We start from the raw sequence: 21,535 nt of genomic DNA, 5'->3' as shown, positions 1-21,535 counted from the left end.
AGCCTCCACAGCAGACAGCATCACCGGGATCAGGAACCTATCCAGTCACCCGAAAGTAACATCAATTTCCCATTGGTGCAGTCCTCCAACCGGCTGATTCATGTCAATGAGGACCTCCGTGGGCAGGTCTGCATGCTCGCACAGACGAGAGCACGATCCACTCGTGGCTAGGTGGGCCCCGAGTTGGCTGCCGAACTGCGCGCCCTACGCTGCTTGCGAAGTCGACCGAGAGGTGACGTCTGTGGCTGACGGTGTGAGGTACGGCCTGCTGGTGCGTACCTGCCTGGAAGTTCTTCGCGACAGCGGGCAGCGGCTGCATGGCCAGAAGGTGCTGCACCAGGTGGCCGACCGGATCGAGCTGAACGAGGCTGAGCTTCGCCCCCACCGTAACGGTGCGCCGGCCTGGGTGGTCGCGGCCCGCTTTCACGCAGGCGACGCCGCCACCATCGGTTGGTTGATCAAGCGGGACGCGCTGTGGTGGATCACCGACGACGGCCGGGATGCGCTCGAAACGTACCCCGACGCGGACTCTCTCTACGCCGAGATCACCCGGCGCTACCGGGAGATCTTTCGCGACCGCAAACGGATTCGCCGGCAGTACGACGACCGGCTCGAGAAGATCACCAGCACCCTGGAGCTTGTACCGGCCGGCTCCTGGACGGCGTACGACGATCTGGCCGAGCTGGTCGACGGCACGCCAGAGGACATCGCCCACCTACTGGCCGACACCTATGTCGACAACGCGCACCGCGTACTTGACGCTTCCGGGCGGGTCCCCGACGCCAAGCACCAGCATGCCCGGCTACGCGGTAGCGACCTGGCGGCCCGGCTCAGCGAGGAAGGTGTCGAGTTCGTCGACGGCCGGGCGAACGCCGAACAACGGATCACCGCCGACTTTCTCGCCGAGCGACTCGCCGAAACCGCCACTCTCGCGGCTGAACCCGTCGCGCGGCGGGCCTGGCTGGTCCGGGGCAGCAACGTCGACGGCGTCGACCTGGTGCCGCAGTGGCTCGCCGAAGGCTGGGTGTCGCTGGCCGCCTCCCAACTGCCGCAACTCGGCCCCGGCATCGACGAGCAGCAGCTGACCCAGGCCGTCGCCGACGCCTACCGGCACAAGAGCTACTCGGTACGGGAGAAGCTGACCGGCGAGTTCAACGCCTTCCTGCGGTTGATGCGCGACGGGGACTTCGTGGCGACCGCACACCACGGCGACGTGCACCTCGGGTTGGTCACCGGCCCGCCCACCTTTACCACCACCGGAGAACTGCCGTCCCACCTGCGCCGGCCGGTGCGCTGGCTGGAGCTCGACCCGCCGGTGGACCTGTCGGCGCTGCCCGCCGCCCTGTCCAACCTGTTGCAGAGCCAGGACGACGTGGTCGACCTGACCGACGGGCTGGCCGCGCTGGAACACCTCGCCGCGCCGTTGTTGCGCGAACCGGCACCGACTGCGGCACCGGCCACCCCCGCGACGCCGACACCGGTCGCGATGGCGACCCCGACCCCGCCGCCGGCGGCCGAAGCGCGACTCGGTGACGTCCCCGCCGACCTGGCCGACTCGCTGCTGCTCGACCTCGACTGGCTGCGGGAGCTGCGGGAGCTGCTGGCCAGGCGGCGGCAGATCATCCTGTACGGCCCGCCCGGGACCGGCAAGACGTACGTCGCCCGCGCCCTCGCCGCCCGGCTCACCGAACCCCACGCGGTACGGCTGATCCAGTTTCACCCGTCGTACACCTACGAGGACTTCTTCGAAGGATTCCGGCCCGAGGCCGGCGACGACGGCACCCTGCGGTTCAAACTCACCTCTGGGCCGCTGCGCCGGCTCGCCGACGCCGCCAGGGAACACCCGTCCACGGCGTACGTGCTGATCATCGACGAGATCAACCGGGGGAACCTGGCGAAGGTCTTCGGTGAGCTGTACTTCCTGCTCGAATACCGTGACCAGCCGATCGCGCTGCAGTACTCGGCGAAGGATTTCACCCTGCCGGCCAACCTCTACCTGATCGGCACGATGAACACCGCCGACCGGTCGATCGCCCAGATCGACGCCGCGATGCGCCGCCGCTTCGCGTTCGTCGAGATGCACCCGGACCGGTCGCCGGTCGCCGGGCTGCTGCGTCGCTGGCTCACCGCCCGCGACCTGCCCACCGAGGCCGCCGACCTGCTCGACGCGCTCAACGCCCGGCTCGCCGACGCCGACTACGCCGTCGGGCCGACGTACCTGCTGGAGGAGGCCGACCACCGCGACCCGGACGGGCTCGACCGGGTCTGGCGCCATGACATCCTGCCGCTGCTCGCCGACCACCACTACGCCGACGACCTGGACGTACCCGGCCGGTACGGGCTCGACGCGCTGCGTACCGCCCTGGCTGATCGGCAGCCCCGACCGTGATCCGGGTGATCCAGTTGCGGGAGGCCGGACCGGCGCTGGACGTGGCACTGACCGGCGAGCAGGCCCGGCAGCTGGCGGCGGCCCGCGCGGGCCGGCAACCGGTCGTCGAGGTACGTCCGGGCCCGTCGGCCGGGCGTTGGCTGCTGCGCGCGACCCGGCTCGTCGGCGCTGCCCGGATCGGCGACCTCGACGTGTACGTCGCCCCGAAGGTGCCGGTGGCGCGGCTGTTGTTCCTGCTCGGCTACGCGCGGGACCCGCATGGGTGGCAGTCGGTGAGCCTGCCGTTGGGGGCCACCGACGAGCTGGCTCCGGCGCTCGCCGAGGCGCTGTGCCGGCAGGTCGACCGGGCGATCCGGGGCGGGCTGCGGCACGGCTACCAGGAGGTCGACGTCGCATCGACGGTTCTGCGCGGGCGGATGATGCCGGCCCGGCAGTTGACCCGTCGGCTCGGCCAGCCGCTGCCGCTGGAAGTCCGCTACGACGAGTTCACCGCCGACACGCCGGAGAACCGCATCCTGGTCAGCGCGGTCGAACGGATGCTGCGCGTTCCCGGGCTGGTGCCGTCGGTACGTCGCCGGCTCGGCCAGCTGGCTGAGCGGTTCCCCGGTGTCGCCCGGCTGCGTCCCGGCGCTCCGGTGCCGATCTGGCGACCGGGCCGCAGCAACGCCCAGCTGCACACCGCCCTGTGGCTGGCCGAGCTGGTCCTCGCCGGATCGTCGCTCGACGCCCGCGCCGGTGACCGGGTCGCGAACGGCCTGCTGCTCGACATGGCGCGGGTCTTCGAGTCGTTCGTCGCCGCCGCGCTGCGGGCCGTGCTGCCCGCCGGCCAGCTGCGCACCCAGACGACCGATCACCTCGACGAGGCCGGCCTGATCGACATTCGCCCCGATCTGACCTGGTGGGACGAGGGCCGGGTGGCTGCGGTGGCCGACACCAAGTACAAGACCCGGACGCCCGTCGACGACTTGTATCAGATGCTGGCCTACTGCGTCGCGTACGGTCTGGACAGTGGTCATCTCATCTACGCCGGGGAGGGCGGTCCGACCGCGCACGTGGTCCGCCGGACCGGGATCCGGATTGTCTGCCACCGGATCGACCTGGACGGGTCCACTGGCGACCTGCTGGAGCAGGTACGGCGGGTCGGCGCCGGGATGACGCTGGGCCGACGCCCGGGACGCGGGTCGATAGAGTCAGCGGCGTGAACGCGGCGTACCTGGTGGTCCTCGGTGAGCGGGCAGCGATCCGCTGGGTGCTGGAGCAGCAGCGGATGGCGTTCCCGGCGACCCCGCGGGCCGAGGTGGCCGCCCTGGCCACCGGGGACCGGCTGCTGCTGTACGCGACCCGGGGCGCCTGGCACAACCCGACCCGTGACCGGGGCCGGGTGATCGGTACGGCGACCGCCACCAGCGCGGTCCGTGCCTTCGACGAGCCGGTCGAGATCGCCGGGATGCGGTTCGTCTCCGGCTGCACATTGGACGTCGACGGGGTGGTGCCGTACCCGGGCGGGGTGGAGTTGCAGCCGCTGGTGCACCAGTTGGCGGCGTTCCCGAAGCCGCATGCGTGGAGCATCTACCTGCGCCGCCCGCTGCTGCGGCTCACCGACGCCGACGTCGGGTTGCTGGTCGGCGCGCTCCGGCCGATGCTGGCCGCCCGGCCGGCGGCGTTGTCGACCTACCCGACGCCGCCGAGCTGAGCCGCCGAGCTGACACCGCCTTCTCGGGCGGCCGCCAGCCAGCGGGCCCTGGCCGACCCGGTCGGGCTGGCTGGGTTCGTGCTGCGCCGCCGGTCAGCCGGCAGCCGCCCTTGTCGATCTTGTCGCGACAACAGGGCCGATGCCGGGTTTGCGGCTGACATCGCCTACTTAACGGCAAAGATGACAACGAGTCGTTGTTACGCCCGGAGGACTTCCCGAAACTATTACCGGGCTTTCTCAACGTAATCCGTAAACGCGAAAGATCTCCAACTTCATTACCGTACGTAATGTGGCAGGAAAGTGTTCCAACGATCTGCGGAACCCGGTCTTGAGAACCTTCCAACACTTCAGATGGGCGATCGCGCGTTCGACGGCGGCGCGGAGCCGGTTGAGTGCGGTGTTGCACGCGCGTCGGACCCCGGTCAACTCCCGACCCCGAGGCTTCTTGTACGGACTCACGATGCCGGCACCCTGGTACCCCTTGTCACCGATCATCCCGGGCCCGCCGGGGGCGTAGTGGCCGGCCCACCCGGCGGCGATCCCGGACACGTCGAACGCCTTCCGGTCGTGCATGCCACCCGGACACGGGTCACCCACATCGACCACCCGCCCGGCGAGATTGGCCACCACCTGCACGTTCTGCCCACAGAAGCCCTTCTTCTCGGAGAACAGCCCGTCGACGTCGTCGCGTTCCCCGACCGGCGCGACCAGACCATCGACCAGGACCGCGTCCCGGCGGGCCTGGTCACGGACCTGCTCGTACAGCGGGGTCAACACCACGTCCACCAGCGGCTCCAGCTCCTCCTGATACCGCTCCACGGTCGTCGAACCGCAGCCGAAAACCTCACCGATCACGTCCGGCGCCAGATTGTGCCGCAGCCCGAACAACACCAGCACCAACGCCGTGTACAGCGGCAACGCCCGAGGGCGCCCCACCGGCAGGTCCCAGTCGACCAGCGCGTCCACCTGCTCGTACAGCCAGTCCAGTTGATCGGAGTCCAGTCCGGTCATACGCTCACAGCGCGGCGGCCGGCCGTCGATCGTTTGAGTCCACACAACCCAGATGATCCAGACGTCGCCGGCCGCCGTTTCCACAAACGACACGCCCACCTTGGTCACACCACAGGCCGTCACCCCACGTAATATCGACGAACCTCGGTGCCAATCGGCTCGAAGCCTATTGGGAAGTCCTCCCGGGTAGGGCGGTAATAATTCGGCATGTGGGCATAGCTTCATTTGCGGGACGATTATCCTCAAGTTCGGATTGAACGAGCCGCTGGTTGCTCCTGGGCTAACTTGAAGTATTGACATGCTTGCGCTCCGGTTGGGGCGCTGTTAGCCTTCTGTCCGTGGCCCGATCAGGGGCCGGTAGGTCGATTTATTTCACCTGAGTTACGCCCGCCAAGACAGTCTCAATCAACCACCCCTTGGGACGTTCATGTCGACGATGTGGCCGAAGTGATGACCGCTGCCTCAACCGCTGATTCAACGCCGACTGATGGAAATCGTAAGAGGGATTTCCGGCTGTACTGGATAGCCGGGGCCGTCGACCAACTCGGGTCGCAGACCTCCGGCATCGTCTTTCCGCTGGTCACCCTCGCGATAACCGGTTCACCGGCCGCCGCCGGTCTGGTGGGCGCGCTGGCCCTGGCCGGTCGACTTGTCGCCGCGCCGGCGGCCGGCGTACTGGCCGATCGGTTGCCCCGCAAGCGGATGATGGTGGCGTCACTGCTGCTGGCCGCCGCCACGATGGCGGTGCTTTTCGTTTCGGTCGCCAGCGGTACGGCGACCCTGGTGGTGCTCGCTGCCGCGGCCTTCATCGAAGGGCTCGCCCAGAGCGGCTACGAGGCGGCCGGCGCGGGCTCGATCCGTCGGGTGCTGCCGGCCGACGACAAGAAGGCGCTGTCCCGGCTGGAGGCGCGCAATCACGCCGTACAGATCGTCGGTCCGGTTTTCGGTGGCGCGCTCTACCAGATAGGCCGGTGGGTGCCATTTCTGGTGGACGCTGTGTCATATGTGGTGTCCGCGTTCCTGGTCAGCGCGATCCGCACCGATCTCACCCCGGACCGTGCCGAACGCACGTCGTTCCTCACCGATCTGCGGGACGGCCTGCGCTTCGTGTGGCGGCAGCCGTTTCTACGATTCGTGACCATCTGGGCTGCCGGGATCAATTTTACCTTCGGCGCACTCATCTACTACGCGATTCTGACCGCCGGGCAGCAGGGCGCGGCCGCGTCGTCGATCGGCCTGGTGCTGACCGTGGCCAGCGTCGGCGGGTTGACCGGCGCGTTGTTGGCGCCCGCCGTGTTCAGCCGGGTCCGGCCGATGACCGTCATCGTCGTCGCCTCCTGGGCGATGGTCGCCCTGGTCGCGGCCATGTCGCAGGCCCGGCAGACCTGGACGTACGGCCTGCTCTTCGGCCTGGTCTTCCTGCTCAGCCCGTTGCTCGGGGTCATCTTCCAGTCGCGGGTCATCGCGTTGACGCCGGACGAGCTACAGGGCCGGGTCGGCACCGTGATGGGCACCGCCGGCGAGGTGCTGCAGACCCCGGCGCCGCTGCTCGCCGGCCTGCTCGTCGCCTGGTACAGCCCGACCGCCGTCGCGTTGATCTTCGCCGCCGCACTGGCCGGGCTGGCCGTCTACACGACCGTCAACCTGCGCCAGCTGCGCGCCGGGGCGGAAGACCCACCAGATGACGCGACGCCGACCGAACCCGACGCGACAGCGACGGAGTCCGACGCGACGCCGACCGAACCCGTGGCAGAGGAGGCACGCCGATGAGCCGTGAATACCGACTGTTCTATCCGGCGCTTCCGGTGGTCGCCGAGCACGCGCCGCACCGGGTGGTCTACGTCGGCGACGCCGACGGCCGATGCCAGATTCTGGCCTGGGACCGCCGGACGGACACGGTCACCCAGCTCACCGACCGGGCGACCGGGACGATCCGGGCCGCGTTGGACCCGGACGGCGAGACGGTGTGGTGGTTCGACGACGACCTCGCCGGGGTGGGTGTCTGGCGTACCCGCGACTTCCCGACCAGCGCCACCGGCCAGGTCACCTCGCCGGTCTCGGCTCCGGCGCTGCCCGGGGTGACGCCGGCGCGGCACGCCGGGATCGCGATGGCCGACGACGGAACCGCCCTGGTCGGGCTCGCCGACGACGACGGCCTGACCCTGCACCGGCGCGACCCGCACGGGCGGATCACCGAGGTCACCCGGACCGCCGGGTACGCGTACCTGGTCGACCTGGACCCGACCGGTGAGCTGGCGGCGGTCGGCACCGACCCGGCCGCGGCCGACGCCGTGACCGTCGTCGGCCGCGACGGGACCACCGTGGGGGTGGTGCCCGGCCGGCCGGATCGGCGGGTCTGGGCGCTCGGCTTCGCCCCCGGCGGCGGCGAACCCCGGCTGCTGCTCGTGCTGGAGCAGGACGACCGGTACTTCCCGGCGACCTGGACCCGGGCCGACGGACTGCAGCCGCACAGCTGGTGCTGGTTCGACACCGAGATCACCGCGAGCTGGTACCCGGACGGCCGGCGGATCCTGATCCGTCAGGACCGGCACGCCCAGACGATCCTGCACGAGGCCGACCTGACGGTGCGGGCCAGCGCGGTGCTGCCGACCCCGCCGGGCAGTGTGCTGGACGCGGCGGTCTGGCCGGACGGCGACGTCGTCTACATCTGGACCGACTCGTTGACCCCGCCGCAGCTACGGTCGGGCCGCGACGTCCGGCTGCCGGACAGTGGTGCCGGTCCGGATCCGGCGGCGTCCGCCACGGTTGACGACTACCAGCGGCAGGAGCTGTGGGTGCCGGGGCCGGGCGGGCCGATCCACGTGCTGCTGACCACACCGAACGACGACCGGCGTACCCGTCCCGCCGTGTTCCTGGTTCACGGCGGACCGTCGCAGCACGCGCGGGACGCGTACGACCCGCTGGTGGAGATCCTGGCCAGCACCGGCTGCGCGGTGGTGCGGGTCAACTACCGGGGGTCCAGCGGCTACGGCTCCGCCTGGCGTAACGACTTCAGCTCCGGCGTCGGGCTGACCCAGGTCGCCGACCTGGCGGCGGTCCGCGAGCAGCTGGTAACCGAAGGGCTGATCGAGGCGGGACGGGTCGCCCTGTGGGGCACCTCGTGGGGTGGCTACCTGACCCTGCTCGCCCTCGGTGTGCAGCCCCGGCTGTGGCGTCTCGGGGTGGCGATCAGCCCGATCGCCGACTACGCCGCCGCGTTCCATGCGGCGTCCCCGGCGGTCCAGGCGCTCGACGTGATGCTGTTCGGCGGCACCCCGGACCAGGTTCCCGAAACGTACGCCCGGTCGTCGCCGGCCAGCTACGTCGACCAGGTGACCGCGCCGGTGCTGCTCGCCGTCTCCAGCGACGACGTGCGTTGCCCGCCGGCCCCGGTGGAGCGGTACGCCGGTCTGCTGGCCGCCCGCCGCGTTCCGCATCAGCTGGTCCGCCGCCGGGCCGGGCACGACGACTTCGACGCCCGCAGTCATCTGTCGCTGATGCAGACCGTGCTGCTGTTCATGCAGCGGCACTTCGACGGCGTGCAGGAGGAGGGTACGGCGGTCGCGCTCGCCATGGCGCGACCGGTGGCCTGACCCGATTCCCCGCACGTTGGCAGGTTCGGTCCGATCGGGAGAGGAGGTGAACGGCATGCGGAAGAACGTTGTCGAGAACGACCCGATCAACGGCAACCGCGACCAGCTTCGCAGCGCGAACATCACGGTCACGGTTTCGGTCAAGATCAAGTTCTGATCTGGGTCGTACGGGGTGGAGGCGGGCGGGTCGCGCCCTGGCCGGCATCGCCTGACCGCCTCCATCCCATCGGCGCCGACCTCACCATCGCACCGGGAATCCTGTCCACCTCCGACACCCGCGCTGACCGGGATCGTCGGTCGCGGCTCGCATAGAAGGGAAGGGCACATGCGGATCCTGCTGGTCAACATGCCGTGGTCATCGATCGATGTCCCGTCGCTGGCACTGGGCATCCTCACCAACAGCGTCCGCCAGAAAATGCCGGACGCCGAGGTCGAGGTGATGCACGCCAACCTCGATTTCGTCGACTGGGTGGTCGATCGGCGCGAGTTCGGCCTCGGTGACTACTACTACTATTCGCTGTTCACCTACTTCTCCGGCTGCGGTGACTGGGTCTTCTCCTCCGCCCTCTACGACGACCCTGAGTGGCGGGTCAGTGAATTCAGCAGCCGGGTACAGGGCCAGATGTCCGAGCGGGACCTGAGCCGCAACGTGGACCTGCACCGGTCCGCGCCGGAGTTCATCGACGAGATCGCCGCCCGAATCGTCGACCGGGCACCCGACCTCGTCGGATTCACCTCGACGTTCCAGCAGAACACCGCGGCGCTGGCGACCGCTCGGGCGGTGAAGAAACTCGACCCCCGGATCCGTACCGCCCTCGGTGGGGCGAACTGCGACGGCGAGCAGGGCGCGGCGCTGCACCGCAACTTCTCCTTCATCGACTTCGTGGTACGCGGCGAAGGCGAGGCGGCGTTCCCCCAGCTGCTCGCCGCGCTGGAGGCCGCACCGGCGGACAGCCAGGCCGACTTCTCCAGCATCGAGGGCCTGTGCTGGGCCACCCCGGACGGCCGGCACGTGGCCAACCCGATGAGCACCGCACCGCTGCCACCGGCACAGATCGTCAGCCCGGACTACACCGGCTACTTCGAGCGCCTGGCCCGCTCCAAGGCGAACAACTGGGTCGAGCCCCGACTGGTGGTGGAAGGCGCCCGCGGCTGCTGGTGGGGCGAGAAGCACCACTGCACCTTCTGCGGGCTCAACGGCTCGTTCATGCAGTTCCGCAGCAAGCATCCCGGCCGGTTCTACGACGAGATCATCGGGCTGGTCGAGCGCCACCAGGTGCTGGACATGTTCGTCGTCGACAACATCCTCGACATGAGCTACGTCAACTCGCTGCTGCCCCGGCTGGCCGAAGCCGACTACGACCTGCGGCTGCAGTACGAGATCAAGTCGAACATGCGCGGCCCGCAGGTGCAGGCCCTGGCCGACGCCGGCCTGGTCAGCGTCCAGCCGGGCATCGAGAACCTGAACAGCCGGGTCCTGAAGATCATGGACAAGGGGGTGACCGGCTGCCTCAACGTGCGGATGCTGCGCGACGCGGAGACCAGCGGCATCACCATCGCCTGGAACTATCTGTACGGCTTCCCCGGCGAGACCGACGCCGACTACCAGTCGATCATCGACCAGATGCCGGCCCTGCACCACCTCTGCCCGCCCGACGGCAGCACCCGGATCGCCATCGAACGGTTCAGCCCGTACTTCGTCAAGCCGGAACTCGGCTTCACCGACCTGCGGCCGGCCGCCCAGTACCGGCTCATCTACGACCTGCCCGAGTCGGAGCTGATGGACCTGGCGTACATCTTCGACACCCCGACCCAGGGCATCGACGAGGACCTCGCCGAGACGCTCGACCGGGCCGTCACCGGCTGGCAGCACGAGTACGCCCGCAGCCGGCTGACCCACCACGACCTCGGCACCGAAATCGTGCTGGTCAGCGAGCGGCGGCAGTTCGACTGGCACGTGCTGCGGTTGACGGATCCGACCGAGGTCGCCGCCTTCCGGCAGCTTGACCAGCCGCACAGCGTCGCCTCACTGGCCCGGCGGATCTCCGCGTCGGAGGAGACGGTGGCCACGCTGCTCGCCCGCTGGAGCGACCTCGGCCTGCTGTTCAGCGACGCCGACCAGTTCATCCAGATCGCACCGCAGGCGATGAACCAGGACCTGCTCCGCATCGACCACCTGCACCAGGAGCGGGCCGCCGCGCAGGCGGAAGCCGCGTCGGCGGACCCGGCCACGTCCGCCGGGCACCCCACGCCCGAGCCCGCGCTCACCGCCGTCTGACAGGAGCACCGCGTTGATCAGCACCGACATCGAGGCGCCGCCGACCGGGCCGGTCGTGGTCCGGCTGCACCGGGACCACGATCCGGCGGTCGCCGACATTCCCGGCATCGATCTGGGCACGGCCGAGTTCACCGGGTCCGCCGCCGACACCGTCGCGGACTGGCTCGACCGGGGGGTACGCAAGGTGGCACTGCCCGGCACCGTCGACCTCACCGCTGCCGACTCGGTGGCGGCGGCCGACGCGGTCCGCCGGCTCGTCCTGGTCCGCGAGCTGACCAGCTACGCCATCGAGGTGGACTGGTCGATACGGCTGCCGGGCGGCGACGGAGACCTGTGGCGGGTGTACGGGCATCTGCGTCCGCCGACGACGGTCGAGATCGCCGGCGCGGCGGGCGCCGCTGACGCCGCTGGCTCCGCCGGCGCCGACCCTGATTCCGACCCGGGGACGGTGGCCGCGGCCGCCTGGCGGGACGCGTTCTACTTCGACAAGTGCACCTACCGGCGTGGCCCCGGGTTCGTCCAGGTCCGGGACCGGCGGGCCGGTCGGCTCAACCTGTTGACCATCGACGACCCGACCTACCTGGCGGTGCTGGAGCAGCTGCTCGACGGTGCCGAGATGACCACTGTCGACCTGGACATCGCCCGCGAGTTCGGCGAGGAAGGGCTGGTCACGAAGGTGGGCGACCGGCTGGTCTGGTTGCCGCACCGGCTGCGCCGCTGGCCGCTGCCGTCGATGGTGGTGTGACCTCGTCGCCCATCGCCTCCGGCGGGACGCCGGTCCAGCGGGCGTACGAACTGTCCACGAAGTACGCCTCACCCGGATCCCAGGTGTGCCCGGTGGGCCGCCGATGGTAGAGGTAGCCGAGCGGATGGGTGCGGTAGATGGTGGCGCCTTCCGCCCGGAGCCGCTCGATCAGCCCGAGGTCGACCGAGCGTGGTACGGGGCGCCAGCCGCCGACGGCCTCCAGATCGCTCTTGGCGAGCAGCATCGTGCCACCGGCGACCACTCCGCCGTACGCCTCCGGGATGCCGGACCGTCGGCGGAGGGTGACGCCCTGATCGTCCAGGTGGACGAACTCGGCACCCTTGCCGACCAGGGTGGCCCCGGAGTAGTGCCGGGCCAGCACCAGGTCCCAGACGTGTTCGACGCCGTAGCTGTCGTCGTCGTCGAACTTGGTGATCAGGGTGCCACGGGCACGCCGGGTGGCCACTGCGAGCCCGGCGCCGAAGTCGACCGACTCCGGCAGGTGCAGCACCTCGAACGGGCGGCCCGCGTCGGACAACGCCCGGCGGGCCGACTCCGGCAACTCGATGCCGTGCAGGCCCAGGATGATCTCCATCTCCGGATACGTCTGCGCGATGATCGCGGCCAGCGCGGTGGTGACCAGCTCCGGCCGCCGGGTGATCAGGATCGCGCTGACCGATGGCGGCCGACCGAGTGCCGGCAGCCCGCCGTCGGCGAGGCCGGGCAGCCGCAGCCCTGCGGCGTGGCCGCGCATCGCGGCCCGGCGCTGCCGTACGCTGCGCGCCTCGACAGCCAACGACCCGTCCGGCCCGGCTGATCCGGCTGATCCGTCCGGCCCGGCTGATCCGTCCGACCCGTCCGGCCCGGCTGATCCGGGCGGCTGTCCGGTGACGAGCACGCGTAGCTGCGGGTCGAGTAGGTCGGCCACGGCCGGCGGCAGGATCGGGGCGTGCACGAGCACCCCGGTCGCGGCGAGCTGGACCAGCAGCCCGGCGGTCTGCTCGGGATGTTCACCGGGCACCAGCCGACAGTGCACCGCGCGGACCTGCCGCAGCGCGGCCAGCGCCGCCGCGTCCAGCCCGGGGCCGGTCAGCGACCCGTACCGGGTCGATCCGCTGGTCGGTCCGCGGAACCTGGCCCCGGACCGGTCGGCGCGGGCGAACTCCAGGGAGATTTCTGCCGCCTCCGGCCGGTACGCGGCAGCCAGCCGGCCACGCGGGTTGATCCGTTCGGCGTCGATCAGGACGAGCCGCTCGCCAGCGGGCGTGGTGACCGCATGCCCGGAGCCGGCCGACCGGACACCGTACGCAGCGCTGCGCTCGCCCAGCGGGCCGGTGGCATCCCGGCCGGGATCCTGCGGGCCGGTGGCATCCCGGCCGTCCAGCACCAGGTCGTGGGCGCGGATCTCGTCACGCTCCGGCAGCGGTCCGGCGGTCAGCACGGTCGCCCCCGCCGGCAGGTACGCAGGTGGGGCACCAACGGCGGTGACGTCGGCGGTGCCGGGGGACGGCATCGGCCGAGAACCGTCCAACGCGCGCAGCGCCGCCCGTACCGCCGACCGCAGCGGCACCGGGGCGGCGAGCGCCAGCCGGACGGTGGCCGCGCCCCGGCGCAGCCTGGGCAGCCCGACCCGGTGCCGACGCAGCTGCGGCAACGTGCCGACGTTGCCGGACCAGCCAAGCCCCGGGTACCGCCACCAGACGACGACCACGGTGGCAGCGCGTACCGGCTGACCGGCCGACGGGTGGTGGGGCAGGTCGCGTAGCCGGTCCACGGTGCCGGCGATCACCAACGCGCGCCGGATGCCGGGTATCCGCAGCACCCGCAACCCCACCGCGCGGCCGAGCCGTTCGGCGGGGTGGGGTGCCGGTAGTCCGGTGAGGCGCCAGGTGATCCGGCTGCCGGCCGGCGCGGAGGCGTCGGAGCCGGCGTCGCGCCTCACCTGATCGCCCCCTCCTCGGCTTCGTCGTCGACCGCACCACCTCGGGCGGGTACGGTGCCGGGCCGCGCCGCCGCTGGCGGCGGTGTCCGACCGGCTGTGGTCGGCTGCCCACCGGCTCCAGCAGCTTCACCGGCTCTGCTGGCCTGACTGGTCCGGTCGGCCCGGCCGGGCACCCGTTTGCGCAGTGACCAGACGGCCATCAGCGTCTGATAGAGAGAATAGGCGTTCGCCGCGACGAGGCGGTGCTTGACCGTCTCGTTGCCGTTGCCCGGCACCGGGTACCCGCCGGCCGGCCGATGCCGGCGGTAGAGCTCGCAGGTGCGCCGGAAGTAGCGCCGCCGGTGGGACCTGGGGACCCGGTGCGGGTGCCCGAGTACCTGCAGGCAGTGCCAGATCATCCGACCGAAGATCAGCGGGCGCAGGGCGGCGGCCCGGTCCGGGTGGGCGTCGAGGTAGGTGAAGACCCGCTGCCACTGGTCGAAGACCTCGAAGTGCCGGTCGCTCACCGTCCGGGTGATCGCGCCGTCGTCATGCTGCCGGTACGCGTAGCAGTCGCGATCCAGCACGGCGATCCGGTCCATGGCGACCAGCAGCGGGATCACGAACGAGACGTCTTCGTACCAGCCGGACTGGAAGGTGATCCCGGTGTCGATCAACCGGTCCCGCTTGATGACCTTGTTGCAGGCGATCCACAGCACGTCGAGCAGCCCCGGCTCGTCGGCGAAGCGGAAGACCTCCGGAAGTTGGCGGCCCGGGGCGATGCCGGTGACCGGATGTTCCTCGGCCCGGCCGTCGGGATGGACCCGGGAGTACCCGGTGATCAAGATGTCCGGGTCGGTGTGGTCGAGCCGGTCTGCGACCGCGTCCAGCGAGCCGTCCGGCAACCAGTCGTCGCTGTCCACACACCATACGTAGCGACCGCTGGCGTGGGCGATACCCGCGTTGCGGGCGGCGCCCAGCCCGCTGTTGCGGTCCAGGGTGACCACGGTGATCTCGGGGTGTCGCTGTGCGTAGCTGGCCAGAATGGCGCTGGACCCGTCGTCGGAGGCGTCGTCCACCGCCACGATCTCCACGTCCGCCCGACGCTGCGCCAGGACCGAGTCGAGGCACGCTGCCAGGTACTTCTCGACCCGGAACACCGGGATGATCAAGCTCAGCAGTGCCATCGGTGCAGCGCGCCTTCCACGTACGTCGGTGCGTCGGTCCGGCGGCGGGGGTCAACCGTCGGTCCGACATCGTCCGTCGGGTAGGGGAAGGGGGCCCTGTCGAAAGGCTAACAGTTGGTGACCAGTTGGCGAACGTCCGGGACTTTCCGCCCATGTCACCGATCGTCGCCCATGCGACGTCTATCTCAGCAGGGGTCGGACACCGGCAGGTCCACACCGGGGAGGGTGCCCAGGCATGGGAGTGCAGTGTGTACGGCGCGGCTGAGATCATCCTGCCCGGGCATGTGGTGGGCAAGCCGCGACCCGCCGTCGACCAGGCGGTATCCGCGTCCACGGCCCTGGACGGGTCGAGGGCGGCGGACCGGGCTCCGTCCGGGGCGGTGGAGGAGGAGTTCGTCGCGTTCGCCTCGGCTGCCGCGCCACGGTTGCGCCGCACCGCCTACCTGATGTGCCGCGACTGGCATCTGGCCCAGGATTTCACCCAGACGGCGCTGGCCAAGATGTACGCCGCGTGGCAGCGGGTGTCCCGGTTCGACAATCTGGAGGCGTACAGCCGCAAGGTGCTGTTACGGGTGGTGCTCGACCACCGCCGCCGGCTGAGCGCGCGGGAACTGCCGATCGCCAGCCCTCGTGAGGACGGGGATCCGGCCCGATCCGCCCGGCCCGATCTGCGAATCACCATGATCGACGCGCTCGGCTGTCTGCCGCCCCGCGACCGGGCGATCGTGGTGCTGCGCTACTGGGAGGACCAGAGCGTCGAAACCGTCGCCGAGACGCTCGGCGTCTCGGTGTCGGTGGTCAAGACCCAGAGCCGGCGTTCCCTGGCTCGGCTGCGGGAACTGCTCGGCGACAGCCGCGCCGACCTGCTGGCCGAGGACCCCTGACCGGCCGCCGGACAGTCGACGCCAGTCGACGTCAGTGCTCGGTCGGTATCAGCGGGCGGCTAGGCGGCGCAGCCGTTGGCGGCCCTGGCGGGCCACTCGGACCCCGCGCCGCGCCGCGCGGCCGGCCTGGTAGCGGGCCATCCGGCTCCACCTTGCCGGCGTCGCGGCGGCGGTGACCAGCGGGTCCGAGACCACCAGACGCAGCCCACGGCGGCCGGGTGCGACCCACACGGCACGCCCCCGGGCGGTCAGCGCCGCCCGGGTGCCGGGCGCGCCCGGTGCCGGCGGGAGCACCAGTTCGGCGCCGCCGTCGCGGGCGACGATCCGCAGCGCGTACCGGCCGCGGGGCAGCGTGGCCAGCGGTACGTCGACCCGCCAACGGAGCCGGCCGCCGCTGCCGTCGGCCACGGTCAGCGGCAGCCGCAACCGGGTGTCGCCGATCTCCAGTACCAGGTCGTCCCGCTGGTCGCCGGGCGCGCCGCCGGGGCCGGGCAGGCCGCACCACCCGGTCAACCGGACCACCTCGTCGCCGGCCGGGCCACTGCGGCGGACGGTGTGCACACCGACGGTCGGCGCGGGTACCCGCAGCAGGTCCCGGTAGCGGTCCCAGCGCGGATGGTCGAGGTAGAGCTGCCCACCGCAAAGCCGGACCGGGCCGGTGTGCCGGGGCTGGCGTACTCCGTCCGGGTCCTGCTCGTAGAGGGCGACCGCGCGTAGCCCGGCGTGCGGGTTGCGGCTGAACTCGGCGGCGACCGGCACCGGTACGTCGGCCAGCAGCGCCGCCATCCGGCGGGTGAAATCGGCCAGCTGCCCGTCGTCGAGGGCGTCGGCGGCCCGCCCGGCGTAGTGCAGCTGCATGTACGCGACCCACCGTCCGATCGCCCCGGCCACCTCGGGCGCGACGTCGGAGCTTCCGGCGACCAGCCGCTCGATGATGTTCAGATGCTGCATGATCTTCGCCGGCCGAAACCGGCCCTCCATGATCGACGAGCCGTTGCCGCGCTGCCGGTAGAGGTAGACCAGTCGCGGGCTGAGCGCGGTCAGCGGGGAGCGGACCAGCAGCGGGACGGTGAACAGGACATCCTCGAACGCGCTGCCCTCGGTGAACTCGGCCCCGACCTGGTCGACCAGGTCGCGGGCGAACACCTTGTTGCAGGCCGACGGGTTGCCGATCAGCAGCGGGGCCTCGGCGACGGACCCGATGGTGCGGGCCGGGCCGACGATCTCCGCCCGCCAGGGCGGGCTGGGCCGGGGTGGGAAGCCGTGCATGTCGCCGACCGCCACCGGCGCCCCGGCCCGCTCGGCGATGTCGACCAGGTGGTCCAGCCCGCCGTCGGGGTAGAGGTCGTCGGAGTCCAGGAAACCTAGGTAGTTGCCGGTGGCCAGGCGTACCCCGTGGTTGCGGGCGGCACCGAGACCGGCGTTGTCCTGCCGGACGTAGCGGACCCCCGGCGCCCGCCGGGCGTAGTCGCGGGCGATCTCGCTCGACGCGTCGGTGGAGCCGTCGTCGACGACGACGACCTCGATCTCGGTCCGCCGCGGCTGACGGTCGATCGACGCCAGGGCCGCGCCGAGCCAGGCCTCGGTGTTGTAGACGGGTACGACGACGCTCGCCCTCGGGGCAGCCACGATCACCTCTCGGCGGGTTGTCCGGCGGTGCCGCGCCGCTCCCGGCGGCGGGCCGGGTACACGGTGGCGGCGGCGGTCAATCTACCGCGCCCGGGTGGCCGGTGCCCCTCGGCACGGCTCGCCGGCCGCCGGGTGCATGATGGCGGACGTGCTGGGGAAACTGCAGACCGAACCGGTCCGGAGCCGACTCGACCTGGTGGCCGCGCCGGTGGCCGCCGCCGTCGAGCAGTGGTCGGCCGAGGTGCCGGTCGACGTGGATGACGTGTCGGTGGCGCCGATCGATCCCGAACTCGCCGACACGGCAGCCTTCTGCGCCGCGTACGGGGTCGCGCTCGACGAGTCGGCCAACTGCGTGGTGATCGCCGGCAAGCGGGGCGGTGTCGTCCGGTACGCCGCCTGCATGGTGCTGGCCACCACCCGGGCGGACGTCAACGGGACGGTCCGCCGGCTGCTCGACGCCCGTAAGGCGAGCTTCGCCCCGATGGCCGACGCGGTGCAGGCGACCGGGATGGAGTACGGCGGGATCACCCCGATCGGGCTGCCGCCGGAGTGGCCCATCCTGGTCGACGCGCGGGTGGTGGCGGTGCCGCACGTGGTGATCGGTTCCGGGGTGCGGGGCAGCAAGATCGTGCTTCCCGGTCCGGCGCTGGGGGTACTGCCCAACGCGCGGGTCGTCGACGGGCTCGCGGTCCCAGCCGGCACCTGACGGGCCCGCGGTCCCAGCCGGCACCTGACGCTCCGCCGGGGGTGAGACTCGGCGTCGGTGACGGTACGGTGATCGGCGGGCGTCGGGTCAGCGTGGACACCGGTGAATCAGTCGACGGCATTCCGGTGACTGAACGGTCGTTCAATTCGGCTCGACACACGGTTAGGCTGGCCAGGTGACGGTAGATCAGCAGGCGGCAACGACGGACGGGGCGGAGCCGGGCGCGCCACGGCGACGCTCACGTCGCGACGAGATTCTCCAGATCGCGGTCGGGCTCTTCGCGGCCCGCGGCTACCACGGCGTGTCGATGGACGACATCGGTGCCGCCGCAGGGGTCACCGGTCCCGCTCTTTACCACCACTTCGCCGGCAAGGAGGCGATGCTCGCCGCTGCGCTCATCCCGGTGAGCGAGGAGCTGCTCGACGGCGGACGCGCCCGGGTCGCGGCGCGGCCCGGCGACGCCACCGCCGCGCTCGCCTCGCTGATCGAGTTCCACGTCGAGTTCGCCCTGGCCAACCCGGCGGTCATCGCGCTGCACCTGCACGAGCTCGACCGGTTGCCGGAGGAGCCGCGTCGGCGGATCCGGCGGCTGCAGCGGCTCTACGTCGAGGAGTGGGTGGCGGTGCTCACCGCGCTGCGCCACGATCTCGACGCGGCCGAGGCCCGGGTGCTGGCGCACGCCGCGTTCGGCCTGATGAACTCCACCCCCTTCCTCGGCGGCGAGGTCGACCGGGAACGACGGGCCACCCTGCTGCGAGCCGCCACCCTCGCCGCCCTGCACGGCTGAGCAGCAAACCGGGCCCATCCCCGCGCCCGGCAGCCGCACCCCCCCGCGCCCGGCAGCGGGCGCCGCACCCTCCGCGCCCGGCAGCGGGCGCCGCACCCCGCGAGGAGAGGCATGATCGAGTCGTTGCTGGTGGCCAACCGGGGCGAGATCGCCCGGCGAATCATCCGTACCGCCCGACGGTTGGGGGTCCGGACCGTCGCCGTGCACTCCGAGGCCGACGCCGGCATGCCCTTCGTCACCGAGGCCGACCAGGCGATCTGCGTCGGACCCGCGCAGCCGGCGCAGAGCTACCGTGACACCGAGGCGATCCTGGCCGCCGCCAAGAGCAGCGGCGCGCAGGCGATCCACCCCGGCTACGGGTTTCTGTCGGAGAACGCCGACTTCGCTCGCGCGGTCGAGTCCGCCGGCCTCATCTGGGTCGGTCCGGGTGGTGACGCGATCGAGGCGATGGGCGACAAGATCAACGCGCGGAACCTGATGTCCGCCGCCGGGGTACCGGTGGCCGCCGGCACCACCGAGCCTGCCGAGACCGTTGACGCCGCACTCGACGCCGCCGCGACCATCGGCTACCCGGTGATGGTCAAGGCCGCCGCCGGCGGCGGCGGGATGGGCATGGGCGTCGCGGCCGACGACGCCGCGCTGCGGACCGAGTACGACAAGGTCCGGGCGTTCGCCGCGCGCATGTTCGGCGACGGGTCCGTGCTGATCGAGCGCTACTTCCCCCGGGTACGCCACGTCGAGGTGCAGATCCTCGGCTGGCATACGGCCGACGGCACCGACCGGGTCGTCGCCCTCGGTGAGCGGGAGTGTTCGGTGCAGCGGCGTAACCAGAAACTCGCCGAGGAGTCGCCGTCGCCAGCGGTGACCGACGAGATCCGGGCCGGGTTGCTCGCCGCCGCCGTACGGGCCGGGGAGGCGGTCGGCTACCGCAACGCCGGCACGGTCGAGTGTCTGCTCGACCCGACCACCGGCGAGTTCTTCTTCCTGGAGATGAACACCCGGCTGCAGGTCGAGCACCCGGTCACCGAGCTGGTCTACGGCGTCGACCTGGTCGAGGAGCAGCTGCGGGTGGCCGCCGGGCTGGAGCCGACGTTCGACCCGGCCGCCCTCGCGCCGCGCGGGCACGCGATCGAGCTGCGGATCAACGCCGAGGACCCGAAACGCTTTCTGCCCGGACCGGGCGCGATCACCGCCTGGTCGGAGCCGACCGGCGACGGGGTCCGGGTCGATTCCGGGTACGCCGCCGGCACCACCGTCACGCCGTTCTACGACTCGCTGATGGCCAAGCTGATCGTTTCCGGCACCGACCGGGCCGAGGCGATCGCCCGGGCCCGGGCCGCGGTCGCCGCCTTCGAGGTGGCCGGGCCGAAGTGCAACCTGCCGTTCTTCGCCGAGCTGCTGGAGCACCCGGAGTTCGTCTCCGGCGACTACGACACCGGCATCGTCGGCCGGATGCGGTGAGGTCAGGCCGGCCATCGTCCGGCACCGACGCCGTCCGGTACCGACGCCGTCCGGCGCGCAACGCTGCGGTGACCTTTGTCGGATCCCATTGAGTGGACGGCACGGGCGCGGGATGCTGGACGGATGGCAGCGACGCCCCTTCCCGAGTCCGTGTCGATCCGCGAGGTCGGGCCGCGTGACGGCCTGCAGAACGAGCAGCCGATCCCGACCGAGGGTAAGGTCCGCCTGCTGGACGCGCTGTCCGGCACCGGCGTACGCCGGATCGAGGCGGTCTCGTTCGTCCATCCGAAAGCGATCCCGCAGATGGCCGACGCCGACGAGGTGTGGCAGCGGGCCCGGCGGGTGCCCGGGGTGCGCTACTCGGCGCTGGTGCCGAACCTGCGGGGTGCCCGTCGGGCGCTCGACGCCGGCTTCTCCGAGATCGAAGTGGTGGTGTCGGCCAGCGACACGCACAACCGGCGCAACGTCAACCGGTCCACCGCCGAGTCGCTGGACGACATCGCCGAGCTGATTCCGCTGCTGCACGCCGCCGGGGCGCACGTCGAGGTGATCGTGGCGACCAGCTTCGGCTGCCCGTACGAAGGGGACGTCGACCCACACCGGGTCGCTGACATCGTCGACCGGGTGGTGGCCGACGGGGCGGACCGGGTGGCGTTCGGCGACACCACCGGGATGGCCACCCCGCGCCGGGTCCGCGAGCTGGTCACGGCGGTGCGTGACCGGCAGGCGGCGGTACCGGTGCTGCTGCATTTCCACGACACCCGGGGTACGGCGTTGGCGAACCTGCTGGCCGCGCTGGAGCTGGGGGTCACCGAGTTCGACGCCAGCGTCGGCGGGCTGGGTGGCTGCCCGTACGCGCCGGGGGCCAGCGGCAACGTGGCTACCGAGGAGGTGGTGCACATGTTGCACGACATGGGCGTCGAGACCGGGATCGACCTGGATGCCCTGCTGGCCGCCGCCGAGTTGGCCGAGGAGCTGGTCGGCCGGCAGCTTCCCTCCGGGGTGCTGCGCGCCGGCCCCCGTACCCGGCTCACCCCGACCAGCTGACCCGCCGACGGGCTGACCGGCCGCCGCCTCGCCCCCGTTGATCCAGTGCGCTTCATCGACGCGACACGCCGGACACCGGTCAGCTGGAGCGCATCCGATCCACGCCGGTCCCGCTTGCATGCCTGGGCGATGCGTACGGACGACTAGGACGCGTGCGTTGGTGTCGGGGCTCGCGAGGGTGACCGTCGTGCGGTAGCCTAACGA

General features: G+C 71.4%; 16 protein-coding genes. 12 read left to right on the top strand and 4 right to left on the bottom strand.

Annotation, left to right across the window (positions count from 1 at the left end; genetic code table 11):
* Positions 1-241: 241 nt before the first annotated feature.
* From ACN27J_RS21100 to ACN27J_RS21090, 3 genes are read left to right on the top strand one after another with little or no spacing between them, the layout of a single operon-like run.
* Positions 242-2,389 (top strand): AAA family ATPase, encoded by a 2,148-nt coding sequence (locus ACN27J_RS21100; RefSeq protein ID WP_421368786.1) that lies wholly within the window; start codon positions 242-244, stop codon positions 2,387-2,389.
* Between the two features lie 5 nt (positions 2,390-2,394).
* A complete protein-coding gene (locus ACN27J_RS21095) occupies positions 2,395-3,591 on the top strand; it encodes an McrC family protein (protein WP_421368784.1) in 1,197 nt (398 codons plus the stop codon).
* Positions 3,588-4,082, top strand: coding sequence for a hypothetical protein (locus tag ACN27J_RS21090; RefSeq protein ID WP_421368782.1), 495 nt, complete (start codon positions 3,588-3,590; stop codon positions 4,080-4,082). The genes ACN27J_RS21095 and ACN27J_RS21090 overlap by 4 nt, the downstream gene beginning before the upstream one ends.
* Before the next feature lie 237 nt (positions 4,083-4,319).
* Here the strand turns inward: ACN27J_RS21090 and ACN27J_RS21085 are convergent, their stop codons facing one another.
* Positions 4,320-5,186 (bottom strand): transposase family protein, encoded by an 867-nt coding sequence (locus ACN27J_RS21085; RefSeq protein ID WP_421362034.1) that lies wholly within the window; start codon positions 5,184-5,186, stop codon positions 4,320-4,322.
* Positions 5,187-5,543: 357 nt separating this feature from the next.
* Here ACN27J_RS21085 and ACN27J_RS21080 point away from each other — a divergent pair, with 357 nt between their 5' ends.
* From ACN27J_RS21080 to ACN27J_RS21065, 4 genes are all read left to right on the top strand, one after another.
* Positions 5,544-6,863 (top strand): MFS transporter, encoded by a 1,320-nt coding sequence (locus ACN27J_RS21080; RefSeq protein WP_421368779.1) that lies wholly within the window; start codon positions 5,544-5,546, stop codon positions 6,861-6,863.
* The gene (locus ACN27J_RS21075; RefSeq protein WP_421368777.1) at positions 6,860-8,686 is read left to right on the top strand and encodes a S9 family peptidase; all 1,827 of its coding nucleotides are present in this window, start codon (positions 6,860-6,862) and stop codon (positions 8,684-8,686) included. The genes ACN27J_RS21080 and ACN27J_RS21075 overlap by 4 nt, the downstream gene beginning before the upstream one ends.
* 325 nt (positions 8,687-9,011) lie before the next feature.
* A complete protein-coding gene (locus tag ACN27J_RS21070; protein ID WP_421368775.1) occupies positions 9,012-10,964 on the top strand; it encodes a RiPP maturation radical SAM C-methyltransferase in 1,953 nt (650 codons plus the stop codon).
* Between the two features lie 13 nt (positions 10,965-10,977).
* Positions 10,978-11,709, top strand: a complete 732-nt coding sequence (locus tag ACN27J_RS21065) for a DUF5825 family protein (protein WP_421368772.1) — start codon at positions 10,978-10,980, stop codon at positions 11,707-11,709.
* Here ACN27J_RS21065 and ACN27J_RS21060 read toward each other — a convergent pair.
* Both ACN27J_RS21060 and ACN27J_RS21055 read right to left on the bottom strand, forming a co-directional pair.
* Entirely contained in the window at positions 11,633-13,651 is a 2,019-nt protein-coding gene (locus ACN27J_RS21060; RefSeq protein WP_421368770.1) for a glycosyltransferase, read from the bottom strand. The genes ACN27J_RS21065 and ACN27J_RS21060 overlap by 77 nt on opposite strands.
* The gene (locus tag ACN27J_RS21055; RefSeq protein WP_421368769.1) at positions 13,648-14,817 is read right to left on the bottom strand and encodes a glycosyltransferase family 2 protein; all 1,170 of its coding nucleotides are present in this window, start codon (positions 14,815-14,817) and stop codon (positions 13,648-13,650) included. The genes ACN27J_RS21060 and ACN27J_RS21055 overlap by 4 nt, the downstream gene beginning before the upstream one ends.
* 248 nt (positions 14,818-15,065) lie before the next feature.
* Between ACN27J_RS21055 and ACN27J_RS21050 the strand changes: the two genes are divergently transcribed.
* Entirely contained in the window at positions 15,066-15,701 is a 636-nt protein-coding gene (locus tag ACN27J_RS21050; protein ID WP_421368767.1) for a SigE family RNA polymerase sigma factor, read from the top strand.
* 48 nt (positions 15,702-15,749) lie between these two features.
* On the opposite strand, the gene ACN27J_RS21045 is transcribed toward ACN27J_RS21050, so the two are convergent.
* Positions 15,750-17,330 carry a glycosyltransferase family 2 protein gene (locus ACN27J_RS21045; RefSeq protein WP_421368765.1) on the bottom strand — a complete coding sequence of 527 codons (1,581 nt, stop codon included), beginning with the start codon at positions 17,328-17,330 and terminating at the stop codon, positions 15,750-15,752.
* A gap of 151 nt (positions 17,331-17,481) precedes the next feature.
* On the opposite strand from ACN27J_RS21045, the gene ACN27J_RS21040 reads away from it, so the two are divergent.
* The 4 genes from ACN27J_RS21040 (at position 17,482) to ACN27J_RS21025 (ending at position 21,331) form a co-directional block, all read left to right on the top strand.
* Positions 17,482-18,036 carry a YbaK/EbsC family protein gene (locus tag ACN27J_RS21040; RefSeq protein WP_421372364.1) on the top strand — a complete coding sequence of 185 codons (555 nt, stop codon included), beginning with the start codon at positions 17,482-17,484 and terminating at the stop codon, positions 18,034-18,036.
* Between the two features lie 175 nt (positions 18,037-18,211).
* Positions 18,212-18,823: a TetR/AcrR family transcriptional regulator gene (locus ACN27J_RS21035; RefSeq protein WP_421368763.1), complete on the top strand. Its 612-nt coding sequence runs from the start codon at positions 18,212-18,214 to the stop codon at positions 18,821-18,823.
* 111 nt (positions 18,824-18,934) lie between these two features.
* Entirely contained in the window at positions 18,935-20,284 is a 1,350-nt protein-coding gene (locus tag ACN27J_RS21030) for an acetyl-CoA carboxylase biotin carboxylase subunit (RefSeq protein WP_421368760.1), read from the top strand.
* Between the two features lie 123 nt (positions 20,285-20,407).
* Positions 20,408-21,331 (top strand): hydroxymethylglutaryl-CoA lyase, encoded by a 924-nt coding sequence (locus ACN27J_RS21025; protein ID WP_278172775.1) that lies wholly within the window; start codon positions 20,408-20,410, stop codon positions 21,329-21,331.
* Positions 21,332-21,535: the final 204 nt, after the last annotated feature.

The organism is Solwaraspora sp. WMMB762 (genome assembly GCF_049179115.1).
Taxonomy (GTDB): Bacteria; Actinomycetota; Actinomycetes; order Mycobacteriales; family Micromonosporaceae; genus Micromonospora_E.
This window is presented reverse-complemented; position numbering and strand designations above follow the sequence as displayed.